The sequence below is a fragment of the Frateuria defendens genome (genome assembly GCF_001182895.1).
Taxonomy (GTDB): Bacteria; Pseudomonadota; Gammaproteobacteria; order Xanthomonadales; family Rhodanobacteraceae; genus Frateuria_B; species Frateuria_B defendens.
This window is the reverse complement of record NZ_LFQR01000142.1, coordinates 1-21,578: the sequence shown is the minus strand read 5'-3', so window position 1 is coordinate 21,578 and position 21,578 is coordinate 1. Positions and strand designations below refer to the sequence as shown.

21 protein-coding genes and 1 tRNA gene are annotated in these 21,578 nt (G+C 67.9%); 9 read left to right on the top strand and 13 right to left on the bottom strand.

From position 1 onward, the window contains the following. Nucleotides 1-901 (bottom strand): LysM peptidoglycan-binding domain-containing protein (locus tag ACH65_RS16315; protein ID WP_049623687.1); only part of this gene is annotated, 901 nt, incomplete at its 3' end. A 188-nt stretch (nt 902-1,089) separates the two neighbouring features. Here ACH65_RS16315 and def point away from each other — a divergent pair. The 4 genes from def (at nt 1,090) to ACH65_RS16295 (ending at nt 4,925) form a co-directional block, all read left to right on the top strand. Next, on the top strand, nt 1,090-1,599 hold the full coding sequence (def, locus tag ACH65_RS16310; RefSeq protein WP_049623686.1) for a peptide deformylase: 510 nt from the start codon (nt 1,090-1,092) through the stop codon (nt 1,597-1,599). 11 nt (nt 1,600-1,610) lie between these two features. Beyond that, a complete protein-coding gene (gene fmt / locus ACH65_RS16305; protein ID WP_049623685.1) occupies nt 1,611-2,546 on the top strand; it encodes a methionyl-tRNA formyltransferase in 936 nt (311 codons plus the stop codon). 82 nt (nt 2,547-2,628) lie between these two features. Then, nucleotides 2,629-3,939, top strand: a complete 1,311-nt coding sequence (gene rsmB / locus ACH65_RS16300) for a 16S rRNA (cytosine(967)-C(5))-methyltransferase RsmB (protein WP_049623684.1) — start codon at nt 2,629-2,631, stop codon at nt 3,937-3,939. Further along, a complete protein-coding gene (locus ACH65_RS16295; protein ID WP_049623683.1) occupies nt 3,936-4,925 on the top strand; it encodes a glycosyltransferase in 990 nt (329 codons plus the stop codon). Before rsmB ends, ACH65_RS16295 begins: the two co-directional genes overlap by 4 nt. Before the next feature lie 12 nt (nt 4,926-4,937). On the opposite strand, the gene ACH65_RS16290 is transcribed toward ACH65_RS16295, so the two are convergent. Genes ACH65_RS16290 through ACH65_RS16275 form a run of 4 tightly spaced genes read right to left on the bottom strand, consistent with a single transcriptional unit; the run spans nt 4,938 to nt 8,986 of the window. Next, on the bottom strand, nt 4,938-5,783 hold the full coding sequence (locus ACH65_RS16290; protein ID WP_049623682.1) for a glycosyltransferase family 2 protein: 846 nt from the start codon (nt 5,781-5,783) through the stop codon (nt 4,938-4,940). Between the two features lie 14 nt (nt 5,784-5,797). Further along, entirely contained in the window at nt 5,798-6,721 is a 924-nt protein-coding gene (locus ACH65_RS16285; RefSeq protein WP_049623681.1) for a glycosyltransferase family 2 protein, read from the bottom strand. Nucleotides 6,722-6,724: 3 nt separating this feature from the next. Beyond that, a complete protein-coding gene (locus ACH65_RS16280; protein WP_049623680.1) occupies nt 6,725-7,663 on the bottom strand; it encodes a UDP-glucuronic acid decarboxylase family protein in 939 nt (312 codons plus the stop codon). 42 nt (nt 7,664-7,705) lie between these two features. Further along, complete coding sequence (locus ACH65_RS16275) at nt 7,706-8,986, bottom strand: O-antigen ligase family protein (RefSeq protein ID WP_161805624.1); 1,281 nt, start codon at nt 8,984-8,986, stop codon at nt 7,706-7,708. Between the two features lie 267 nt (nt 8,987-9,253). Between ACH65_RS16275 and ACH65_RS16270 the strand changes: the two genes are divergently transcribed. Together ACH65_RS16270 and ACH65_RS16265 are read left to right on the top strand one after the other, a co-directional pair. After that, entirely contained in the window at nt 9,254-10,969 is a 1,716-nt protein-coding gene (locus ACH65_RS16270) for an ArnT family glycosyltransferase (RefSeq protein ID WP_049623678.1), read from the top strand. Continuing rightward, nucleotides 10,966-11,289: a hypothetical protein gene (locus tag ACH65_RS16265; protein WP_049623677.1), complete on the top strand. Its 324-nt coding sequence runs from the start codon at nt 10,966-10,968 to the stop codon at nt 11,287-11,289. Before ACH65_RS16270 ends, ACH65_RS16265 begins: the two co-directional genes overlap by 4 nt. Before the next feature lie 16 nt (nt 11,290-11,305). Here ACH65_RS16265 and ACH65_RS16260 read toward each other — a convergent pair whose 3' ends face one another. Further along, complete coding sequence (locus tag ACH65_RS16260) at nt 11,306-12,205, bottom strand: LpxL/LpxP family acyltransferase (RefSeq protein ID WP_049623676.1); 900 nt, start codon at nt 12,203-12,205, stop codon at nt 11,306-11,308. A 77-nt stretch (nt 12,206-12,282) separates the two neighbouring features. Between ACH65_RS16260 and dtd the strand changes: the two genes are divergently transcribed. Beyond that, nucleotides 12,283-12,723: a D-aminoacyl-tRNA deacylase gene (gene dtd / locus ACH65_RS16255; RefSeq protein ID WP_049623675.1), complete on the top strand. Its 441-nt coding sequence runs from the start codon at nt 12,283-12,285 to the stop codon at nt 12,721-12,723. 159 nt (nt 12,724-12,882) lie between these two features. Continuing rightward, nucleotides 12,883-14,745 carry an RNA polymerase sigma factor RpoD gene (gene rpoD / locus ACH65_RS16250; RefSeq protein WP_049623674.1) on the top strand — a complete coding sequence of 621 codons (1,863 nt, stop codon included), beginning with the start codon at nt 12,883-12,885 and terminating at the stop codon, nt 14,743-14,745. 76 nt (nt 14,746-14,821) lie between these two features. Here the strand turns inward: rpoD and ACH65_RS16245 are convergent, their stop codons facing one another. Next, nucleotides 14,822-15,193 (bottom strand): SnoaL-like domain-containing protein, encoded by a 372-nt coding sequence (locus tag ACH65_RS16245; protein WP_049623673.1) that lies wholly within the window; start codon nt 15,191-15,193, stop codon nt 14,822-14,824. Between the two features lie 161 nt (nt 15,194-15,354). On the opposite strand from ACH65_RS16245, the gene ACH65_RS16240 reads away from it, so the two are divergent. After that, nucleotides 15,355-15,430: transfer RNA gene (locus ACH65_RS16240), tRNA-Ile, on the top strand. A 13-nt stretch (nt 15,431-15,443) separates the two neighbouring features. Here the strand turns inward: ACH65_RS16240 and ACH65_RS16235 are convergent. The 6 genes from ACH65_RS16235 to ACH65_RS21215 all read right to left on the bottom strand — a co-directional run bounded on the left by ACH65_RS16235 (nt 15,444) and on the right by ACH65_RS21215 (nt 21,465). Continuing rightward, nucleotides 15,444-17,120: a type IV secretory system conjugative DNA transfer family protein gene (locus ACH65_RS16235; protein ID WP_049623672.1), complete on the bottom strand. Its 1,677-nt coding sequence runs from the start codon at nt 17,118-17,120 to the stop codon at nt 15,444-15,446. 64 nt (nt 17,121-17,184) lie between these two features. Beyond that, complete coding sequence (locus tag ACH65_RS20020) at nt 17,185-17,514, bottom strand: hypothetical protein (RefSeq protein ID WP_153242646.1); 330 nt, start codon at nt 17,512-17,514, stop codon at nt 17,185-17,187. 102 nt (nt 17,515-17,616) lie between these two features. Further along, the gene (locus tag ACH65_RS16230) at nt 17,617-19,230 is read right to left on the bottom strand and encodes an XVIPCD domain-containing protein (RefSeq protein ID WP_049623671.1); all 1,614 of its coding nucleotides are present in this window, start codon (nt 19,228-19,230) and stop codon (nt 17,617-17,619) included. Further along, nucleotides 19,227-19,862 (bottom strand): hypothetical protein, encoded by a 636-nt coding sequence (locus tag ACH65_RS16225; protein WP_049623670.1) that lies wholly within the window; start codon nt 19,860-19,862, stop codon nt 19,227-19,229. The genes ACH65_RS16230 and ACH65_RS16225 overlap by 4 nt, the downstream gene beginning before the upstream one ends. A gap of 214 nt (nt 19,863-20,076) precedes the next feature. Next, entirely contained in the window at nt 20,077-20,709 is a 633-nt protein-coding gene (locus tag ACH65_RS16220) for a hypothetical protein (protein WP_049623669.1), read from the bottom strand. 258 nt (nt 20,710-20,967) lie between these two features. Beyond that, complete coding sequence (locus tag ACH65_RS21215; protein WP_425478316.1) at nt 20,968-21,465, bottom strand: DUF4189 domain-containing protein; 498 nt, start codon at nt 21,463-21,465, stop codon at nt 20,968-20,970. Nucleotides 21,466-21,578: the final 113 nt, after the last annotated feature.

The following is a 21,578-nucleotide window of genomic DNA, read 5'->3' as shown; positions in this document are numbered from 1 at the left end:
CCTTCGCGCCGATCGACAGCGCCACCACCTGGCGGCTGCCCACGGCGTCCAGCGCCCCTTCGCTGAAGGCGATCACGCGGGCGTCGCGCGGCGCCGCCTTCGGCGCGTGCGGGTAGTAGTACGGGTCGTAGGGATGATCGTCCACCGGCATCAGGCGATCGCCCTTGCGGATCTCCTCGGTGGAATCGAGCAGCAGCAGGGTGGACGGATCGCCGCCGCGCAGCACCTCGGCGGTGCCGATCACGCTGACTTCCACGCCAAGGTCGTCGCCGCTGCCGTAGTGGCCGTCGTTGCGGAAATCCTCGTGCCAGGGTGCGCGGGTCATGCTGACGTCGCTGTCCAGCACGTGCCCGACCAGGTCGGCCTCCTCGTCGCGCCCGCGCTGGGGCTTGAAGCCGCGGAACACGTGGGTGGGCCGCACGATCGCCCAGTGCTGGCCGGGCTGGGCGTCGAGCTTGCGCGCGTAGACGTTCTTGCCGGCGGTGCCGCGCAGGCGCGCCTCCTCGAAGCCCATCACGTAGGGCGCGTCGCGCACGGCGCCGGAGTCGAGCACGCGGGTGTCCTTGAGGAACATGCGCAGCTCCGACAGCGGCACCGCCGGCACCGCCTCGCCCTCGCGGCGCACGCGCGGCTCCAGGCCCAGGCGCGGCCCGTTGGCGAAGGAGAGGTTGAGCACGTCGCCGGGATAGATCAGGTGGGGGTTCTGCACCTGCGGGTTGGCCTGCCAGATCTCCGGCCACAGCCAGGGCTTGGAGAGGAAGCGGGCGGAAATGTCCCACAGCGTGTCGCCGCGGCGCACCGTGTAGGTATCGGGGTGATCGGCGCGCAGCTGCGCGCCGGCCGCATAGACGGCCACGGTGACCAGCATGCCGGCCAGCAGCCCGATGGACTTTCTGATCATAAGCGGGAATCCCCCTACCCCCGATGCTCGGGCGAGTGTAACCGAACCCTTAAGGCCCGCAACCAGGGTCAGTTGGCAAAACTGCCTGCCGGGCGCGGGCTTGCCGGCGTAGAATGAGGGCCATTCTAGATGGCGCCCGCCCTTCGGTTTTACCGAATCGCCCGCATTTCGGCGCCCGAGGTGAATTTATGTCCGTACTCCCCATTCTCGAATTCCCCGACCCGCGCCTGCGCACCAAGGCGGCGCCGGTCACCGTGTTCGACGACGCGCTCAAGCAGTTCGTCGCCGACATGTTCGAAACCATGTACGACGCCAACGGCGTCGGCCTCGCCGCCACCCAGGTCAACGTGCACCAGCGCGTGCTGGTGGCCGACATGAGCGAGGAGCGCAACCAGCCGCTGGCGCTGATCAACGCCCAGATCCTGGAGAAGGACGGCGCCCAGGTGTACCAGGAGGGCTGCCTGTCCTTCCCCGGCATCTACGCCGACGTGACCCGCGCGCTGCACGTGAAGGTCAAGGCGCAGGACGTGGACGGCAACCAGATCGTCGTCGAGGCCGAGGGCCCGCTGGCGGTGTGCATCCAGCACGAGATGGACCATCTGGACGGCAAGGTATTCGTGGACTACCTCTCGCCGCTCAAGCGCTCGATGCTGCTCAAGCGCATGGACAAGCAGCGCAAGCAGGCGGCCGAGGCTTGAGTGGCGCCAGCGTGAGCGCGCGGCCGCTGCGCGTCGTCTTCGCCGGCACGCCCGAGTTTTCCGTCCCCTGCCTGGAAGCCTGCCGCGCCAGCGGCGCCGAGGTGGTGGCCGTCTACACCCAGCCCGACCGCCCCGCCGGGCGCGGCCGCAGGCTCACCCCCAGCCCGGTCAAGCAGGCGGCGCTGGCGGCCGGTATCCCGGTCGAGCAGCCCGAGACGCTGAAGGGCGCCGAGGCGCAGGCCCGGCTGGCCGCCTACGCGCCGGACCTGATGGTGGTGGTGGCCTACGGCCTGATCCTGCCGCGCAAGGTGCTGGCGACTCCGCGCCTGGGCTGCTGGAACGTGCACGCCAGCCTGCTGCCGCGCTGGCGCGGGGCGGCGCCGATCCAGCGCGCGATCCTGGCCGGCGACACCGAGAGCGGCGTCGACCTGATGCGGATGGAGGCGGGCCTGGATACCGGCCCGGTGCTGCTCGAACGGCGCACGCCGATCGCCCGCACCGACACCGGCGGCACGCTGCACGACCGCCTCGCCGCGCTCGGCGCCGAAGTGCTGGCCGAGGGCCTGCGCCGCACGCTGGCCGGCGAGACGCTGGCCGCCACGCCGCAGCCGGCGGAGGGCGTGACCTACGCGCACAAGCTGGACAAGGCCGAGGCGCGGCTCGATTTCGCGCGCCCGGCGATCGAGCTGGAGCGCACCGTGCGCGCCTTCGACCCGTGGCCGGTGGCCGAGGGCGGGATCGACGGCGAGACGCTGCGCATCTGGGCCGCCGAGGCCATCGAAGGCCGCCCCGGGGCGGCGCCGGGCACGGTGCTCGCGATGAGCCGCGCCGGCCTGGACATCGCCTGCGGCGACGGCGCGCTGCGCGTGACGGCCCTGCAGCGCGCGGGCGGCAAGCGCATCAGCGCGGCCGATTACGTCAACGCAGTCAAGGCGAGAAGCGCGTGAGCCCGCCCGAGAAACCCGCGCCCGAGCGCCCCGCCGCATGGGCTTCCCGCCTCGCCCGCTTCGTGCCGAACTCCCCCGCCCCATGACCGACACCCGCGCCCTCGCCGCCCAGGCCCTCGCCGACGTGGCCCTGCGCGGCGCCAGCCTGCGCGAGGCGATCGAGCGCAGCGCGCCGCGCCTGGCCGATCCGCGCGACCGCGCCCTCCTCACCGCCCTGCTCAACGAGGGCGCGCGCTGGTGGCTGCGCTTCGACGCCGCGCTCGATGGCCTGCTGGCCCAGCCGCTCAAGCGCAAGGAGCCGGCCGTGCACGCGCTGCTGGTGCTCGGCTTGGTGCAGTTGGAGATCCTGGAGCTGGCCGACTACGCCGCCGTGGCCGCCACGGTGGAGGCGGCGCGCGCGCTCAAGCGGCCGCGCCTGGCCGGCCTGGTCAACGCCGTGCTGCGGCGCTGGCAACGCGAGCGCGAGGCGCGCCTGGCCGAACTCGACGCCAGGCCGGAAACCCGCCACGCCCATCCGGCCTGGCTGGCCGAGGCCATCGCCCGCGACTGGCCCGCGCAGGCCGAAGCCGTGCTCGCCGCGGACAACCGCGAGCCGCCGCTGATGCTGCGCGCCAACCACCGCCGCACCACCCGCGAGGCACTGCTCGAGCGCCTGCGTTCGGACGGCCATACGGCCGAACCGCACGCCTGGCTGGCCGACGGCATCATGCTGCCGCACAGCGTCGACGTCACCCGCCTGCCGGGCTTCGCCGCGGGCCTGTTCGCGGTGCAGGACGGCGCCGCCCAGGTGGCCGCCGACCTCGCCGGAGTGCGCGACGGCCAGCGCGTGCTCGATGCCTGCGCCGCGCCCGGCGGCAAGGCCTGCCACCTGCTCGAGCGCGCCGACGTGGCGCTCACCGCGCTGGAATCCGATGCCAAGCGCGCCGGGCGCATCCGGCAGAACCTCGACCGCCTGGGCCTCGCCGCGGAACTGGCGATCGGCGATGCCGGTGACCCGGCCGCGTGGTGGGACGGCCGCCCGTTCGACCGCATCCTGATCGACGCGCCCTGTTCGGCCACCGGCGTGCTGCGCCGCCGCCCCGACGTGCGCCTGCATCGCCGCGCCGCCGACATTCCCGCGCTGGCGGCGCAGCAGCGGCGCATCCTCGCCGCGCTGTGGCCGCTGCTGGCGCCGGGCGGCCGACTGGTCTACGTCACCTGCTCGCTGCTCAGGGCGGAGAACGAGGCCATCGTGGGCGAGTGGCTGGCCGCCCAACCCGACGCGCAGGCCGTCGCCTTCACCCTGCCGGAAGGCCAGGCCGCATCGCCTGGCTGGCAGTTGCTACCCGGCGACGGCGACCTCGACGGCATGTACTACGCCGTGCTCGCCAAGGGCACGGCAGGCCAGCTATGACGGCGGCGCGCGCCCCCGCCTCGCCGCGCTGCCAGCTGATCGGCCGCGACAACGGCGCCGGCCTCAGCCGCGACCTTGCCCTGCTCGCCGACGCGCTGTGCGAGGCGGGCGCCAGCGTTCGCGTCACCGGCCTGCCGCGCCGCGGCCGCCTCGCCGTCTGGCTGACCCGGCTGCGCCTGGCCGGCCGGGCGCCTGCCTTCGATCTCGACCTGATGCTGGAGCGCGTGCGTCCGGAATTCCGCCGCGCCGCGGCGCGCAATGTGCTCATCCCCAACCCGGAATACTTCCGGCCCGCGGATCGCGCCGCGCTGCCCGGCCTCGACGCGGTGTGGGTAAAGACGCACCACGCCGCGCGCCTGTTCGGCGCGCTCGGCGTGCCGGTGCGCTACGTCGGCTTCAGCAGCCCGGACCGCCTGCTGGCCGGGGTGCCGCGCCGCCATGCGTTCTTCCACGGCCCCGGCCGCAGCGGCAACAAGGGCACCGCCGCGCTGCTCGCGCTGTGGGCGCGCCACCCCGAGTGGCCCGCACTCACCGTGGTGTGGCGACGCAAGCGCGTGGAGATCGGCGCCCTGCCGGCCAACGTCACCCTGGTCCGCGAGCATCTGGACGATGCCGCCTACTGCGAACTGCAGAACGCGCACCGCTTCCACCTGTGCCCGTCGCAGACCGAGGGCTACGGCCACTACCTGGTCGAGGCGATGAGTTGCGGCGCCGTGGTGGTGACGCTGGACGCCGAGCCGATGAACGAACTGGTGACGCCCGCGCGCGGCGTGCTGGTGCCGGCCAGGCCCCTCGGCCGGCAGGATCTCGCCACCTTGTACGGCTATGAGGAAACGGCGATGGAAGCGGCGATCGAGCGCTGCCTGGCAATGGCGCCCGCGGAAGCCGAAACCCTTGGCCGCGCCGCGCGCGACTGGTACGAAGCGAACCGCGCCGCCTGGCCGCAACGGCTGCGCGAGGCGGCCGACGAGCTGCTCGCCATCTAGACGTCCAGCCGTCTAGCCGTCCGCATCCTTCCGTACGGCGAACTCGGCCAGGTGGCTGTCGATGCCCTGTTCGCAGCGAACCAACTTCTGCTCCACCGTCGCCTGCAGCAGGCGGTTGTTCGGCAGGCCGGGATCGTCCACTTCCTCCTGCGCCCGCGTGGCGTGCTCCAGGTGCACGGCCAGCGCCGCCCACTTCAGCGCACGGCGGCGCACGCCCGCGTTCTTGAAACGCGCGGCCAGCTCGCGGTCTTCCGCGCCGTAGCCTTCCATGCGCTCGTCGAAGCCGTTGACGCGCAAGAGGTCCTCGCGCCAGAAGCTCATGTTGCAGCTCATCACCCGCCCGCCGCTCTGCGCGCGCGACTTCCAGCGCGCCAGCCACGGCTGGCGGAAGGCGTAGAGGCGGCGGGTGGCGTCGAAGGCGGCGAAATCCGCGTGCGACCACGGCGCGAACACCGGCGCACCGCCGGCCAGCAGCTGCGCCGTTTCCGCCTCGGTGGCCTTGATCCGGCCGCCCTGCAGGAAGAAGCCGCGCTCGGCCAGCATCAGGTGGTCGGCGACGAACGACGGATGCAGCAGCATGTCGCCGTCGATCAGGATCACGTAGTCGCCGCGGCTGGCGGCGATGCCGCGGTTGCGCGCGCGCGCGGCGCGGAAGCCGAAGTCCTCCTGCCACACGTGCCGCAGCGGCACGGGAAACCGCGTGCGCGCCGCCTCGACCACGGCGGCGGTGTCGGGGCCGGAGCCGTCGTCGGCCACGATCACCTCGTCCGGCAGCCGGCGCTGCGCCGCCACGCCGGCCAGCACGCGCGCCAGCGCTGCGGGCCAGTTGTAGGTGAGGACGATCAGGCTGACCTTCATCGGCGCACCCTGCGTTACGCCGCCTTGCGCCGGCGCAGGCCGCGCAGCAGGATCGCCAGCGCGCGCTCGGCGCGCTTCCACCACGGCGCCGGGCCGCGCCAGGCGATGTCGGCGTAGAGGCAGGCCTCGTCCCAGGTGGGCGCGGTGCGCGACTTGAATTCGTGCTTGGCGAGGTCGAGCGCGTGCAGGTCCAGGTGCATGCGGTCGGCGTAGTGGTTGATCAGGCAGCGCGAGCGGAACTGCGCGGCGAACTCGCGCGCCTTCGCCTGGTCGTGCCACCAGCCGTTGCGGCCGTGGATGCGGTAGTCGACGCTGCCGGTGGGCAGGAAGTATTTCTTGGCGCCGAGCACGCTGGCGCCGAACACCAGGCAGTTGTCGGCCGAGATGCGCCACTGCGCGAGGAAGTTGTCGGGCAGGTCCAGCACGCGCGCGGCCAGGCGCCGGCGCAGCGCCAGCGCCGAGGTGGGCGCGCCGTACCAGCGCGCGCGCACCCAGGTGGCCAGCACAGTGTAGCCGAGGTCCGCCGCCGCCGGCGCGTAGCCCTGGCGGCCCGATTCGTTGCCGATCAGCGCGACGTCGGAGAAGGCGAAGTCGATGTCGGCGCGCGCCGCGAACAGCTCGGCCAGCTGGCCGAGGTAGTCCGGCCGCCAGCGGTCGTCGGCGTCGAGGAAGCACACCACCTCGCCCGTGGCCGCGGCCAGGCCGCGCTGGAAGGCCGCCAGCTGGCCGCCGTTCTCGCCGCACAGCAGCTGCACCCGCGGGTCATGGCCGTAGCGCTCGCGCAGGTAGCCGGCCGAGCCGTCGGTGGAGCCGTCGTCCACCACGATCACCTCGCGCGGCGCATGCGCCTGCGCCAGCGCGCCGTCCACCGCCTCGGCCACGAACTCGCGGTAGTTGTAGTTGGTGACGACGACCGAGAAGGCCAGCGGCGCGCCCATGCGTCAGCGCCCCAGCAGGTGGCGGAAGTAGGCGATGGTCTCGCGCAGGCCGTCGTCGATGCCCACCTTCGGCTCCCAGCCCAGCTTGGCCTTGGCCAGCGCGATGTCCGGCTGGCGCTGGCGCGGATCGTCCGAGGGCAGCGGCTTGAACACCAGGCGGGAATGCCCGCCGACCAGCGCGATCACCTTCTCGGCCAGCTCGCGGATGGTGTGCTCGTGCGGGTTGCCGATGTTCACCGGGCCGGTGAAGTCGGGGCCGGTCTCCATCGTGCGCAGCATCGCCTCGATCAGGTCGTCCACGTAGCAGAAGCTGCGCGTCTGGCTGCCGTCGCCGTAGAGGGTGATGTCCTCGCCCTTGAGCGCCTGCACGATGAAGTTGCTCACCACGCGCCCGTCGTTGGGGTGCATGCGCGGGCCGTAGGTGTTGAAGATGCGCACCACCTTGATGTCCAGCCGGTGCTGGCGGTGGTAGTCGAAGAACAGCGTCTCGGCGCAGCGCTTGCCCTCGTCGTAGCAGCTGCGCAGGCCGATCGGATTGACCCGGCCCCAGTAGCTCTCCTCCTGCGGATGCACTTCCGGGTCGCCGTAGACCTCGCTGGTGGAGGCCTGCAGGATGCGCGCACGCACCCGCTTGGCCAGGCCCAGCATGTTGATCGCGCCGTGCACGGAGGTCTTGGTGGTCTGCACCGGGTCGTACTGGTAGTGCACCGGCGAGGCGGGGCAGGCCAGGTTGAAGATGCGGTCGACCTCCACGTACAGCGGAAAGGTCACGTCGTGGCGCATCAGCTCGAAGTACCGCTGCCCGAGCAGGTGCACGATGTTCTGCTTGCTGCCGGTGAAGAAGTTGTCCACGCACAGCACGTCGTGGCCGTCTTGGATCAGGCGATCGCACAAATGCGACCCGAGAAACCCGGCGCCGCCGGTCACCAGCACTCTGCTCATGCAAACCGTTCCGAAGCGCCGCGGTCGCGGCGCACAATGGGATCAGCGGGGAATGATAGCCGCCTCGCCGCCGGCCCGCTCCCGCATGGCCAGCGCCAGGGCGAGGGAAAACGGCAGCCACACCAGCACCCAGCCGGGCCGCGGGCTGTCCAGCAGCTGCGGCATGTCGAACTGCAGCACCACCGAGGCGTACACCCAGATCGCCAGCAGGATGCGCCCGCGCAGGCGGCCCCGCCCGCGCCAGCCCTGCCAGCCGACCAGGGCCCACAGCGCCAGCGTCAGCAGCAGGCCGGGCAGGCCGAGCTCCACCGTCACCTGGGTCAGCAGGTTGTGGGTGTGGGTGTAGGGATGGCCCTGCACCATCAGGGTGAACGGCGCGCCCTGGCCGAGGCCCAGCCACGGATGCTCGGCAATGCGGTGCAGCGCCTGCGCCATCAGCTCCGGCCGCAGCGAGGTGCCGCGCGCCACCAGCACCGGCAGCGGCCAGGCGGCCAGCACCAGCGCGACCGCCACCACGCCCGCGGCCAGCCAGCGCACCGCGCGCTCCGGTCGCCACAGCGGCGCCAGCACGGCGCAGGCGGCCAGAGCGAGCCATACGCTGCGCGCCTGGGTCAGGCCGATGAACACCAGCAGGGCCGCCGTGCCCAGCCAGCGCAGGACCGACAGCCAGCGCGCGCGCAGCGGCAACTGCGTGAGCCACAGGGCGACCGCCCCCATCAGGGCCGCGGCGTAATTGGCGGTCGCGATGATGCCTTCGCCCACGATGCGCTCGTCCTGCGGCGGATGGAACGCGAACCACACGCAGTAGCCCGCGGCGCAGACCGACACGCCCAGGCCGATGACCAGCAGCAAGGCCTCGACACGCGCTTCACCCTGCGCATCCCACAGCTGCCAGGCCAGCACGAAGGCGAGCACGCTCACCAGCCGCCCCAGCTCGTCCTCCGGATGGCGCAGCCCCGCCCAGCACAGCGACACCGCCGCCCACGCCAGCAGCAGCAGGAAGACCCGGAACGCCGGCAGCGGTGCCAGCTCGCGCCAGAGCCGGCCGCGTTGGCGAAAGGCGAGCACGAAGGCCGGCAGGTACAGCAGCAGCGCCAGGCTCACCTGATAGGCATGACTGGGATTGAACGAGATGCCGGCCGGCATCACCACCATGCCGAGCACCATCCAGGCGATGCCCAGCCCGATCAGGTAGCGCCAGCCGTCCTGCCACCATGCCGCCGTGTGATTGTGATCCGCCGTCTCGCGCGCGGCCGGCGTTCCGGCGGGCGTTTCCGTCAAGTCGCGTTGGCGTGGCGGTAGCGGCATGGCTTGCTCGCTCATCCTGCAAGGGCTCCCTTCGGCGAAGACAAAGTCCGGCACTTTCGCATACCTGTGCGCGGCCTGTCCTGGCATCTTGCGCAGCGCCAGCTGAAAACCAGCCGACCGTCACGCACACCGCCACCGAAAGCCCGCGGCAAGCATCGGCATGCGACGGTATGCCTGGCGTGATGCGCCACGCGGGCCCGCGATCCGCACGGGATGAAGGGGATGAAGGCCCACGCGGGCAGGTCCGCTAGAATCCCACCACATCGTCCCCGAGACCCACCCGTGCCGCCAACCGCCTACCGCCGCTCCGAATACCTGCGCTCCCTCTGGCCCTGGCTGCCGCTGTGGGCGCTGGCGGCGCTGCTGGCGATCTTCGCGCACGGCCCCATGCCGCTGTACTCCACCCGTACCCTGGCGGTGGCGTGGGAGATGTGGAGCCAGCACGAATGGTGGGTGCCGCACATCAACGGCGCGCCGTACAGCGACAAGGTGCCGTTGCTGTTCTGGATGATCCACGCCGGCTGGGCGGTGTTCGGGGTCAACGACGTGTGGCCGCGGGTGCTGGAGGTGGTGTTCGGCGGCGCCGAGCTGATGCTGCTCGCGCTGCTGGCGCGGCGGCTGTTCCCGAACCGGCCGTGGGTGGCCAAGGCCGCGCCGTGGATGCTGCTGGGCCTGAGCTACGCCTCCTTCTTCGGCCTGCAGATCATGTACGAGGTGTTGCTGGCGGTGTGCGTACTGGCGGCGCTGAACTGCCTGGTGCCCAGCGACCACCGCCAGGAGCCGCGCTGGCTGCTGTTCGGCCTGGTGATCGGCGCAGGCCTGCTGACCAAGGGCCCGGTGATGCTGCTGCACGTGGCCTTCCCCTGGCTGCTGGGCCCGTTGTGGAGCGACTGGGCGGCGCAGCATCGCGGCCGCTGGTACGGGCGCGGCGCGCTGGCCCTGCTGCTCGGCCTGGCGGTCCTGCTGGCCTGGGCGCTGCCGGCCGGCTTTCTCGGCGGCGAGGACTACCGCCACCGGCTGTTCTTCAGCCAGACCGCCGACCGCGTGGCCAGCAGCCAGGCCGACCATGCCGCGCCGTTCTGGTGGTACCTGCCGATGATCCCGGTACTGCTGTTCCCCTTCAGCGGCTGGCCGCGGGCCTGGGCGGCGCTGGCCACGCTGCGCCGGCCACTGGACGGCGGGGTGCGCTTTGCGCTGTGCTGGGTGCTGCCGGTGCTGGTGCTGTTCTCGCTGATCAGCGGCAAGCAGCCGTACTACCCGCTGCCGGAATTTGCCGGCGCCGCGCTGCTGCTGGCCGGCGCCATCGCGGCGCTGCGCGAGCAGCGGCCGACGCTGGGCAACACCGCCTGGCTCGGCACCTGGCCGCTGGGTCTGGGCGGACTGTTCTTCGCGCTGGCGCTGGCCGTGCTGCCCAACCTGGTCGCGTCGGGACGGCTGGAAGGACACTGGCTGGTCAGCCTCTCGCACTACAGCCGCTTCTTCGCGCCGGTGTTCGCGCTGCTCGGCGGCCTGCTGCTGATGCGCGGACGCGGCGAGATGCGCCGGCTGGCCTTCGCCGGCCTGGTCGGCACCTTCGTGGTGCACAGCCTGTTCACCCTGGCACTGTGGCAAAACTTCGACCTGCGCCCGACCGCCCACCTGCTCGGCGATGCCGACCGCCAGGGCCGCGCCATCGGCAACCTCGGCGTGTACGAGGGCCAGTACCATTTCGAGGGCCGCCTCGCCCATCCGATCCAGCACCTGCACCTGGGCGCGGAACTGGACGACTTCGTGCGCCAGCATCCGGACGGCCTGGTGGTGGCCTACATGGGCCAGCCCAGCGCGGCGGACCTGCGCTACGCGCTGCTGGTGCAGCCCTTCCGCGGCGACTGGCTGGCGGTGTGGCCGGCCGCCTCGCTGGCCGACCTGCACGCCGGCCGCACACCGGCCGAACCGCCGCGCCCCACCCGGGTCTACCCGCGCGACCCGTGGGCCTTCCGGCAGCCGCCGCAGCCATGAGCTCGCCGCTGATCGCCGGCCTGCGCGCCCAACTGGGCGGCCCCCGCGACGGCGCCCTGCTGCGCTTCTCGCTCGGCAGCGCCCTGCTCGGCGAGGGCCAGGCGGCGGAGGCGGCCGACGCCTTGCAGCAGGCCGTGAACTTCGATCCGGCCTATTCGGCGGCCTGGAAGCTGCTCGGCAAGGCCCGGCTCGCCCTCGACGATCGCGCCGGCGCCGCCGACGCCTGGCGGCAAGGCATCGAGGCCGCGCAGCGGCACGGCGACAAGCAGGCCGAGAAGGAAATGGCCGTGTTCCTGCGCCGGCTCTCGAAAGAGGACTGAAGCCGCCTCTCCGCGCTTACGAGACCGGCGGCGCCTGCTTGTACGGATTGGCACGGCCGCTCGCCGTGTAGCGCTTGTAGTGCCACTGGTACTGGGGAAACGCCCGCTCCACGCAGGCCTCGACGCCACGGTTGAGCGCCGTGCACGCCGTCTGCAGCGCCTCGTCGGCGACGCCCTCCGGCGCCGGCAGGAAATGGATGCGGTAGCCCGCGCCGCGCGGCAGGCGCTCGGCGAAGGCGAACAGCACCGTGGCGCCGGTGCGCGCCGCCAGCCGCGGCAGCAGCACCATGGTCAGCGCCTCGCGGCCGAAGAACGGTGCGAACTGGCCCTCGCCCTCGCGCGGCTTCTGGTCCGGCAGGATGCCGACCGTGCCGCCGGCGGCCAGGCGCTTGTACAGCGTGCGCACGCCGGCGCCCTCGGCCCGCACCTGCTCGGGCGACAGCGCGCCGCGCACCTTGCGCAGCAGCGGCTCGATCGCCGCGAGGCGCGGCGGCCGGTACAGGATCGCCATCGGCGTGCGGCTGCACAGCCAGTAGTTGAGCAGCTCCCAGCAGCCCAGGTGGGGGGCGGCCACGATCACGCCCTTGCCGGAGGCGAGCGCGGCGTCGAACAACTCCCCGCCGCGCACCTCGCGCACCAGCGCCAGCGCCCGCTCGGCGCCGCCGCCCCAGATCTTGACGATCTCGCTGACCGACTTGCCGCCCTCGGCCATCGCCTCGTCCAGCAGGGCCCCGCGGGCCGCCCCGTCGAGCCCGGGCCGGGCGATGGCGAGGTTCACCGCGGTGTTGCGCACGCTGCCGCCGCCCTGCCAGCGCAGCAGCCGGCCCATCCCCGCGCCGAGCGCATGCAGCACGCGCAGGGGCAGCAGGGCGAGCAGGCGCAGGAGCAGGTAGAGCAGGTAGATGTCGGCACGCATCCGCCCAGTTTAGCCGAGGCCTTCTCCCGGCCGGCGCCCTGCCGCTAAGCTGGACCGATGGATGCCCAATACCCGCGATGATCGCCCTGATCCAGCGCGTCAGCGCCGCCCGTGTCGAAGTCGATCGAGAAACCGTAGGCGCCATCGGCCCCGGCCTGCTGGCGCTCGTCGCCGTGCAGCCGGACGACGGCGAGGCGCAGACGCGCCGCATGCTCGAACGGCTGCGCGGCTACCGCGTGTTCGCCGACGACGCCGGCCGCATGAACCGATCGCTCGCCGACACCGGCGGCGACCTGCTGCTGGTCAGCCAGTTCACCCTCGCCGCCGACACCCGCTCGGGGATGCGCCCGAGCTTCACCAGCGCCGCCTCGCCCGAGCACGGCCGGCGCTGGTTCGAGCGCCTGGTGGAACTGGCCCGCGCCGCCCACCCGAGGGTGGAAATCGGCCGCTTCGGCGCCCATATGCAAGTACATCTGGTGAATGACGGCCCGGTGACGTTCTGGCTCGAAGTGCCCTGATGCCCTCGCGCGCTCCCACTTCCGCACTCCCCGCATCCCGGCAAATGCCTAATATGGCGCGATTTTTGCGTACCCCCGACAGCACCAGCGCCACTTGAAAACTGGTCAAAAAAGCACCACTCCGTTACACTGAACGGTTCCTGCAACCCGGCGGTAGGTATGAACAGCAAAGCTCCCGAGCAACAGTCCGAAATCAAGGCGCTCATCTCCAAAGGTCTGGAGCAAGGCTACCTGACCTACGCCGAGATCAACGACCACCTGCCCGACGACATCGTCGATCCGGAGCAGATCGAAGACATCATGGCGGTGCTCAAGGGCGTCGGCATCGAAGTGCACGATGCCGCCCCCGACGCCGACCCGCTGGCGGACAACGCCCCCGGCGGCGCCACCGACGACGAGACGGCCGCGGAAGAAGCCGCCGCGCTGCTGTCGGCGGTCGACGCCGAAGTGGGCCGCACCACCGACCCGGTGCGCATGTACATGCGCGAGATGGGCACGGTGGAGCTGCTCACCCGCGAGGGCGAGATCGCCATCGCCAAGCGCATCGAGGAAGGCCTCTCCCAGGTGCAGAGCGCGCTGGCCAGCTTCCCGCTGACCATCGAGCTGCTGCTCGAGGAGTACGACCAGCACCTGGACGGCAAGCGCCGCCTCAGCGAGATCCTGGCCGGCTTCGCCGACTTGGAGCAGCTGGCCGACGCCGCCCGCGAGGAGGCCGAGGAAGCCGCTGCCAATGGCACCGACAGCGAGTCCGAAGGCGACGAAGAGGAAGACGACTCCGAGGAGGAGGAGGAAACCACCTCCAGCGGCCCGGACCCGGAAGAGGTCAAGCGCCGCATGGAACTGCTGCGCGACTACTACGCCAAGTTCCAGAAGGCCGCGCCCAAGGCCACCGGCATCACCGACAAGAAGATCGTCAAGCTGCGCGAGCAGATGGCCGAGGAGTTCCTCAAGCTCAAGCTGCCCTCCGCGCTGATCGACGGCTTCGTACGCAAGCTGCGCGAGGCGGTGGGCAACATCCGCCATCACGAGCGCGTGCTGATGGAGATCTTCGTCAAGCAGGTGAAGATGCCCAAGACCGAGTTCCTCAAGACCTTCCCCAGCAACGAGGGCAACCTCGAGTGGGCGGCCGAGCTTGGCCGCAAGCGCCAGAAGTGGTCGCCCAACATCAAGACCCACCGCGAGGCGATCGACACCGAGCAGCAGAAGCTGGCCGACATCGAGCACAAGCTGTTCCTGCCGCTGACCGACATCAAGGAGATCAACCGCTCCATGTCGGTGGGCGAGGCCAAGGCCCGCCGCGCCAAGAAGGAGATGGTGGAGGCCAACCTGCGCCTGGTGATTTCCATCGCCAAGAAGTACACCAACCGCGGCCTGCAGTTTCTCGACCTGATCCAGGAGGGCAACATCGGCCTGATGAAGGCGGTGGACAAGTTCGAGTACCGCCGCGGCTACAAGTTCTCGACCTACGCCACCTGGTGGATCCGCCAGGCCATCACCCGCTCGATCGCCGACCAGGCGCGCACCATCCGCATCCCGGTGCACATGATCGAGACGATCAACAAGCTCAACCGCATTTCCCGCCAGATGCTGCAGCAGTTCGGCCGCGAGCCGACGCCGGAGGAGCTGGCCAAGGAAATGGAGATGCCCGAGGACAAGATCCGCAAGGTGCTGAAGATCGCCAAGGAGCCGATCTCGATGGAGACCCCGATCGGCGACGACGAGGACTCGCATCTGGGCGACTTCATCGAGGACCTCAACGCCAGCTCGCCGATCGACTCGGCCACCGAGACCGGCCTGGTGGAGACGGTGCGCGACGTGCTCGCCGGCCTCACCCCGCGGGAGGCCAAGGTGCTGCGCATGCGCTTCGGCATCGACATGAACACCGACCACACCCTGGAAGAGGTCGGCAAGCAGTTCGACGTCACCCGCGAGCGCATCCGCCAGATCGAGGCCAAGGCACTGCGCAAGCTGCGCCATCCCACCCGCTCGGAGCAGCTGCGCTCGTTCCTCGACGTCGACTGAGCCCAGGCTGCGGACGCAACGCAAAAGCCCCGCCATCGTGCGGGGCTTTTGCTTATCCGAGACCGGCCGCGGACGATCAGCCCACGTCGTAGAAAAACCGCTCCTGGTCGATCTTGCCGTCCCTGACGTGGTACACGGCGATCTCGCTCATCTGCACCCGGCCGCGGCCCTTCATCGTCACATCCAGGCTCATCGAGAGGCTGAACCAGCTGTCCGCGACCACCGGATCGCTCACCTCGCCGCCGTGCACCGCCTCGATCATCGCGTTGAACTGGCGCCCCTTCTCGAAGATCGCCTCCAACCCCTTCGCATTGCCCAGCATGCCGGGCGGCAGGCCCTCCGGCTCGATGCTTTGCGCATCCTGTGCGTACAGCTCCCGCTGCGCCTCCTCGTACTTGCCCTCGCGGCACAAGGCCACCAGCCGCTTCGCCACCGTTTCGGTACTCATGCGTGCGTCCTCTCTACGAGTTGGAACCGCAAGCCTACCTCCCGGCGACATGGCCCGTCATGTATCCAACGGCCGATGCGCTTCTCGACGCTCCCGGGCGACATCGCTACCATGTCCGCTCGCCGGCGGCCCAGCCCATCGGCCGCATTGCCGCGCTTCGCGGGCCTATAGCTCAATGGTTAGAGCAGGGGACTCATAATCCCTTGGTTGCAGGTTCGAGTCCTGCTGGGCCCACCATCGCCTGTACGACTCACACCAGCCTCGGAAGCTGCACCTTCGGCAGCAGCCGGGCGGTGAAGTATTTGTCCTGGTAGTAGCGGATCTTCTCGCACATCACGGGGTGCGCGATGCCCTCGTACAGGAAGACCTGCTTCTCGCCGCCCATGGCCTTCAGCTCCTGGGGCAGCATCAAGGCACGCCGTTCTTCGGTGAAGCTGCGCGAGACGTCGTTGCGGCCGCGGGTAACGTTCTTCTTGCGCACGGTGGTGTAGCCCAGCATGTCCGAGTAGTCGTTCGCGTCCTGCTGTTCGCGGGGCGCGTAGACGATCTGCAGTGCGTGGTTGGTGATCAGGGTCCGCGACACGTCCTTGCCGTAGGTGGCGTCGAGCTGGGCCATGCTCTGGATGATGGGCAGCAGCCGGATGTTGTAGCCCGCCATGTAGGAAACCGCCGAGGCGATGATCTCCACCCGGCCGATCGAGGTGAACTCGTCCATCAGCAGCAGGCACTGGTGCTTCAGCTCGGGGTTGTTCTGCGGCAGCTCCTTGGTGTTGAGGTTGATCAGCTGGCTGAAGAAGAGGTTCACGATCAGCCGGCTCTCGGCCAGCTTGTTGGGCTGGATGCCGATGTAGATGGTCATCTTCTTGCGGCGGACGTCGGTCAGCAGGAAATCGTCGTCGCTGGTGGCCGCGTCCAGCACCGGATTGATCCAGGCGTTCAACGGCTCCTTGAACGAGCCGAGGATCGAGGCAAAGGTTTCGTTCGCCTGAGAGAGCAGGTTGGCGAAGGCGGACTGCGCGTTGCCGCTCAGGAAGGGCTGCTGGGCGAACTCCTGGTAAAGCTGCCGCAAGTCCGTGCCGTCGCCCGAGGACAACCGGTAGAGGGTGCCCAGCGTGGGCTTGTTCCTCAGCTGCAGCGGCAAGCTCTGCCGCTCGTCGTAGTCCCACTTCTCGAACAGGTACAAGGCAAACGCCATGAACGCATTGCGCGCCTGGCTGACCCAGAACTTCTGCTCGTCGGCGCCATCGGGGTAGAGCATGGCCGCAATGCTCATCAGGTCCGACACGCGGAAGGCCGGGTCCTTCGACACGTAGTTCAGCGGGTTCCAGCGATGGGTGCTGCGATCTTCCGCGAAAGGATTGAACAGATAGATCTCCTGCCCCTGGCTGGCGCGCCAGCCGCTGGTCAGCTCGAAGTTCTCCTGCTTGATGTCCAGCACCACGGCGGACTCCTGGTACTCGAGCAGGTTGGGGATCACCACGCCCACACCTTTACCCGAGCGCGTCGGCGCGGCGAGTATCACGAACTGCTGCCCGCTCAGCCGGACGAGATCGCCCCCGAACTTGCCGACCAGGATGCCGTTGCTCGATGGCTTGAACATGCCGTGACGGCCCAGGTCGCCCGCATTGGCGAAACGGGCGTCGCCGTGCATCGAGGGCTTTTTTTTCCTGGCCATGAGATACAAAACGACCAGCCATGCGATGAAGGGCAGTCCAAAACCTGCGTAACCGCCCCACTTGATGCGTCCGATATAGGGCTGCACCTGCGGCAGGTTCCACGCCCGCAGGTAGCTCAAATAGGTATCCCACTTGAACGCATCCGTGCCCAGGCCGAGGAAGAGCAAGGTCAAGTAACCGGCAAGCAATTCGCCCAGGACCAAGGCAACGATGGCCAGCGCTACGGCCCAGCACCACTTTGTCTTGCTCATGAGGCCTTATCCCTCCGGGTTGGGCGTCCCCGACATGCCCTGACAGTCATTTTCCGTTGGCTATTCAATGTTCGAACGGCGTTGACTCAGGCGGCACCGTGCCCGTCCAGGCACCGCTGGTTATCGCCTGCGGGCAGACTTGCTGATATTGACCGAGCGAATCCCAATCGGCCGCCGTCCACGACCTTCCGTAAGGATTGGGAGGATCGCAAGAGGGATTCTGCATGAAGGCGCCGGTGTAGGGTGGCATAGGCCACCAGCACTTATCCGGATTTATCTGGCCTTGAGTGCAGAAAACAAAAGGATCATTAATGCGATATCGGAGAAATTCGTAACCCTGGGCTCCGGCTTGCGCCGCGAATGCCATGGCGACCAAGAAAATCCATCCCCGCATAAAAACTCCTTTACTTCCCTGCTAGTCCGCCAATTGTCGCGATTTTCTTCGCACGGAAATGTGTATCGCACATCAAAAATCCAAGCCGATAAAGCAGCCGTCCTACCGCTCCGGGGCAAAACTGGGCGGCAGCGGCGCAGATGGCGATAACGGCGGCACCTGCACCTGATCGGACTGCCTCGGTAGGGCCACTTGCGCCCAAGCCGCACTGCTTTTCTCGATGGACGTCCCCATGGCCTCCTGCGTCGAAACGCTGGCGATGCGCTTGAAAGGCGAGTTCAACTCGCCCTGCACGGCATAGGCCTGGCTGGCATCGTCGTTGAGCACGAGATGGTCGATACGGCTCAAACCCTCCCGCCGTGCCGCCACGGCCAGCGCGGCGGCGAAGTTGTCGCTGCGCTGGTCGGGCGTGCGCCGATGCTCCGCATCCAGGCGATGAACGGCGCTTTGCGCCTGCCGATACAGCGGGTGATCCGGATGCTCCGCCTGGTCCAAGCGGGGCGAGGTGGCCGTCAACGGCCCGCTGTCGAACCATGAGCCCGGATGGGTCAGCGTGTCCCAGGCCTGCGAAACTTTTTCGCTCGAGGCGTGACCGGCAGCATGCAAAGCCTGCGCGGTTTCCTCGGCGGCCTTGTGGATCGCCTGCCCGGCGGCATCGAGACTACCCGATATTTCCTGGCGCGCCGACGTGTAGGCCTGCACGGCCTCGTCGGCAACCTGCTTCGCTGCGTGCTCGGTGGCCTGGGCGCCGTGCGAGACCTTTTCCTTCAGCGCGTCGAAAGCCTCCACCGCCTCATTGGCGATGTGGCCGGCGGTTCGCTCGACGGCATGCGCGCCTTGCTCGACCTCCGAGACAACGGCGTGGCCGAGCGCCTCGGCGCCATGCACCGCAGCCCTGGGAATTTCCCACCCGGCCGACAAGCCCGTGCGGATATCCCGCACATCGTCGCGGTAGCGGTCGATCATGCCCTGATGCGCCCGATAGAGTGCCTCGCCCTCCGGCCCGATGATCGAATGGCCGAGGAGTTTGCTATCAGGCACGAAGTTGTCGATGGCATGCGCCTTGAAGTCGACGGCTTCGATCGGATTGCGCGGGCTGAGCAGCCCGCTGTCGTCGCGATAGCCGGCCTTGCTCAGCGTGTCGATGTCCTGCTGCGCCGCGTAGATACGCACCTCGCCGAAGTGAGGGCTGGCGGCACTGACCAGATCACCGGCGCGGACATGGTCGATGACCTCATTCCCGCCCTCGGGAACACCATGCATCAGGCCGGCCGCGCCGTAGGCATTGAAGGTCTCGCCCTTCAATCCAAACTTAGCGGCGCTGATCTCGGCCAGGGTGCCGCCAAGCGAGTGGCCGGTGACGGTAACCGCAAGCGGATAATGGGCTCGCTCGGCTTGCCTCTTCGCCTCGTCCACAACGCGCCGAGTGAATGCCATGGCATCGGCGGCCTGCGCATTCAGCCCCGTCAAGACCATGCCTGCATCGACGCCGCCGTCATGCACCGGCTCCCGGTCGAACTCGGTGCCACGATGAGCAATGACGACCTCGCCGGTATCGACGCGCTGGTAAGCAGTGGCCTGATAGCCCGTGTGGCTGTTGCTAGTGTGGTCGAATATCTTGTATTTCACCCCGCCCAATTCGATCACTTCGTTGAGTGCATGATCCTTGTAGGCATCCTGTGACAGCAGTGCGTTGGCGGCGGTGCCGATGCTCACTGGAAGTCCTCCCTGGCTCTCAGGGTCATCGAGAAGACATCAGTTCGCGACTCAGGCTGGAACAGCGCGCGATTCGTCGTGCCGAAGGCACTACGCTCCTTGCCCGTCTCGAAATAGTCGCCTTTGACGAAAAAAGTCGGCACGGACTTCTGCGCCACAAGCTCCTTCGCGTCGATGGCCGGCGTGAACTCCACGCCCTTGGCTCTTAGCGAAACCCAGGCCGTATTCACTCCCCAGTGGCACACTCCTAGCCCATAGTAGTCCTCGTCCTGCAGGAGATCGGCGTACAGCGTGCCCTTGTAGATGCCGTCGCTCACACGGGTGAACGTGATCGGCACATTCTTCTCCGGCTCGAGCGTGGCGCCGCTGATGGGCGTCAGCGGGACACACTGACCGTTCGTCACCTTGTAGTGCACCATGCCCGAAATCGAGTCGAACGGCCCTGGTGCATCCTCGATGGTCAACGTGAGTTCGTAGCGCATCCTCGGATGCGGGTTCTGCTTGATATCGGGATTCTTCATGGGTGAGCCGTGGGCGGAAGAGGTCAGGACCAGGGATAGGGCAAGTACGGCGCCCAAGGATGCCTTCATGGTGGTGAGATCTATCCGGCGCTTGTGGGGTACCGTCTTCATCGTTGGTTGGCATCCTGGGCTTAAGCCCGGGCCTGCATCGCAAGATGCCGCCCAGACCCGTGGGTTCGCGCAGCCGTCGTCCGAACTACATGCATGGATCCAACAGTTGCTGCGCCGGCGCGGCAGGTAACGCCATCCGGTTCGATCCGCTTGTTGACCACCCGATCGTGGTAGGCATCCTGCGACAACAGCGCATAGCCAATTGAGCCAAGCGTCATTGTGACTCCTCCTCGACCATCAGCGTGACCGAAAAGGTCTCCTTCGCCTCTTCTTCGAAATCAGATCGGTTGACGTTGCCTATGTCGACCCGCGCCAAATCGGCACTGAAGTAGGATCGATTTGAGAAATAGCGGGTGACTGACTGCCTGGCAAAAATGTCCTTTAGAAAAATTGATGGGCTGAAGTCGACATTCTTGACCTTCAGGTCTACACCCGCGCCGACCATGGCCCAATGGCACACACCCATGCCGTAATAATCCTCATCCTGCATCAGGTCGGTGTAGAGCGTACCCTTGTAGAGGTTGTCGCTTATTCGCGTGAAAACGAGAGGAACGCTCTTCTCGGGCGCAACCGTGGCTCCACTGATCGGCGTCAACGGCACGCAACGATCATTCTCCACCTTGTAATCCACCGAGCCGGCTATGGAGTCGAACGGCCCCGGGGCATCCTTGATGACCAACGTGATCTCGTAACGCAGCTTGGGATGCGGGTTCTGTTTGATGTCAGGGCTTTTCACGGGCGCGCCATATACGGAAGAGGTCAGGGCCAAGAGAAGAACAAACGGTAATTTCAGCGACGTTGCGATATAGCCTAAATTCGCCTGCTCCTTGCCGGACAACGTTTTCATTATTGACATCCAAAGATTCCCGTCACCATTGATGCTCCTTCTCGCAAGCCGTTGATACCGTCGCCATGTCCAACACAATCGACTCGTATCCCAAACAAACGATGGCAGCCGCAGTGCTCAAAGATCTTGTATCCGGCTCGGCCTGGCTCAATTACTCCATTGAGCACCAGATCTTTGCGCCCCCTTCATCAGGGCAAGCCCCAAGTTGGGACAACACGTGTTGCCACTTTGCCCCAACCCATTTGCTTATACATATCTTCATTTGACTCTAACTGGATAACTACAGTCGCTATAAACGACGTTGCATTTTCCTCCATGCTGCCCACACCTTTCGATTGACAGGCTCTTAGCCTCGTCGAGAGTTGGAGCACCTGAAGCGTTCAACGCCCCCTCCGTGGACTGGGCAACCGCTGCACATTGATTGTGATAAATCAATAGCGGCTTGCAGTTCTTAGCCCCCTTCGACGAGCAGTCTCCGATTGCTGCACTGACAGCCTCCGATTGGGTTGCATACCCCACTACAGTGCCAGCCTCTCCTGTATTGCCATCCATGGCAATAGCCCCCCATCTATCTGCCCAGACTGCTTGTATAGGAGCCGCATGCTGACGAACAGCTTCTCCTTGAGCGTATGGAGAGTTGGATTGATTGGGGGGAATGCACCCAGGATTACCCGCAGAGGGAATACCAGGCGCACATTGCGACCAAGCAACGGATGTTAAAATGAACGAGCAAAATACCAGGCCAAAAGGTTTCATTGCATTTTTCATCATGAGACACCAGGACCGGGTTTTATCTGATCCTTCTACGAAGATGCAGTACTTGACGCATCATTTGGCAAAGAGTGATTTAGGATGCTCTGATCTATCGA

Coding starts and splice junctions, on each gene's coding strand:
- ACH65_RS16225 (WP_049623670.1), bottom strand. CDS start 19,862: ATGAAGACGGTACCCCACAAGCGCCGGATAGATCTCACCACCATGAAG.
- def (WP_049623686.1), top strand. CDS start 1,090: ATGTCCGTACTCCCCATTCTCGAATTCCCCGACCCGCGCCTGCGCACC.
- rsmB (WP_049623684.1), top strand. CDS start 2,629: ATGACCGACACCCGCGCCCTCGCCGCCCAGGCCCTCGCCGACGTGGCC.
- ACH65_RS16285 (WP_049623681.1), bottom strand. CDS start 6,721: ATGGGCGCGCCGCTGGCCTTCTCGGTCGTCGTCACCAACTACAACTAC.
- ACH65_RS16295 (WP_049623683.1), top strand. CDS start 3,936: ATGACGGCGGCGCGCGCCCCCGCCTCGCCGCGCTGCCAGCTGATCGGC.
- ACH65_RS16275 (WP_161805624.1), bottom strand. CDS start 8,986: ATGAGCGAGCAAGCCATGCCGCTACCGCCACGCCAACGCGACTTGACG.
- dtd (WP_049623675.1), top strand. CDS start 12,283: ATGATCGCCCTGATCCAGCGCGTCAGCGCCGCCCGTGTCGAAGTCGAT.
- ACH65_RS20020 (WP_153242646.1), bottom strand. CDS start 17,514: ATGCGGGGATGGATTTTCTTGGTCGCCATGGCATTCGCGGCGCAAGCC.
- ACH65_RS16280 (WP_049623680.1), bottom strand. CDS start 7,663: ATGAGCAGAGTGCTGGTGACCGGCGGCGCCGGGTTTCTCGGGTCGCAT.
- ACH65_RS16260 (WP_049623676.1), bottom strand. CDS start 12,205: ATGCGTGCCGACATCTACCTGCTCTACCTGCTCCTGCGCCTGCTCGCC.
- ACH65_RS16220 (WP_049623669.1), bottom strand. CDS start 20,709: ATGAAAACGTTGTCCGGCAAGGAGCAGGCGAATTTAGGCTATATCGCA.
- rpoD (WP_049623674.1), top strand. CDS start 12,883: ATGAACAGCAAAGCTCCCGAGCAACAGTCCGAAATCAAGGCGCTCATC.
- ACH65_RS16245 (WP_049623673.1), bottom strand. CDS start 15,193: ATGAGTACCGAAACGGTGGCGAAGCGGCTGGTGGCCTTGTGCCGCGAG.
- ACH65_RS16265 (WP_049623677.1), top strand. CDS start 10,966: ATGAGCTCGCCGCTGATCGCCGGCCTGCGCGCCCAACTGGGCGGCCCC.
- ACH65_RS21215 (WP_425478316.1), bottom strand. CDS start 21,465: ATGAAACCTTTTGGCCTGGTATTTTGCTCGTTCATTTTAACATCCGTT.
- ACH65_RS16290 (WP_049623682.1), bottom strand. CDS start 5,783: ATGAAGGTCAGCCTGATCGTCCTCACCTACAACTGGCCCGCAGCGCTG.
- ACH65_RS16235 (WP_049623672.1), bottom strand. CDS start 17,120: ATGAGCAAGACAAAGTGGTGCTGGGCCGTAGCGCTGGCCATCGTTGCC.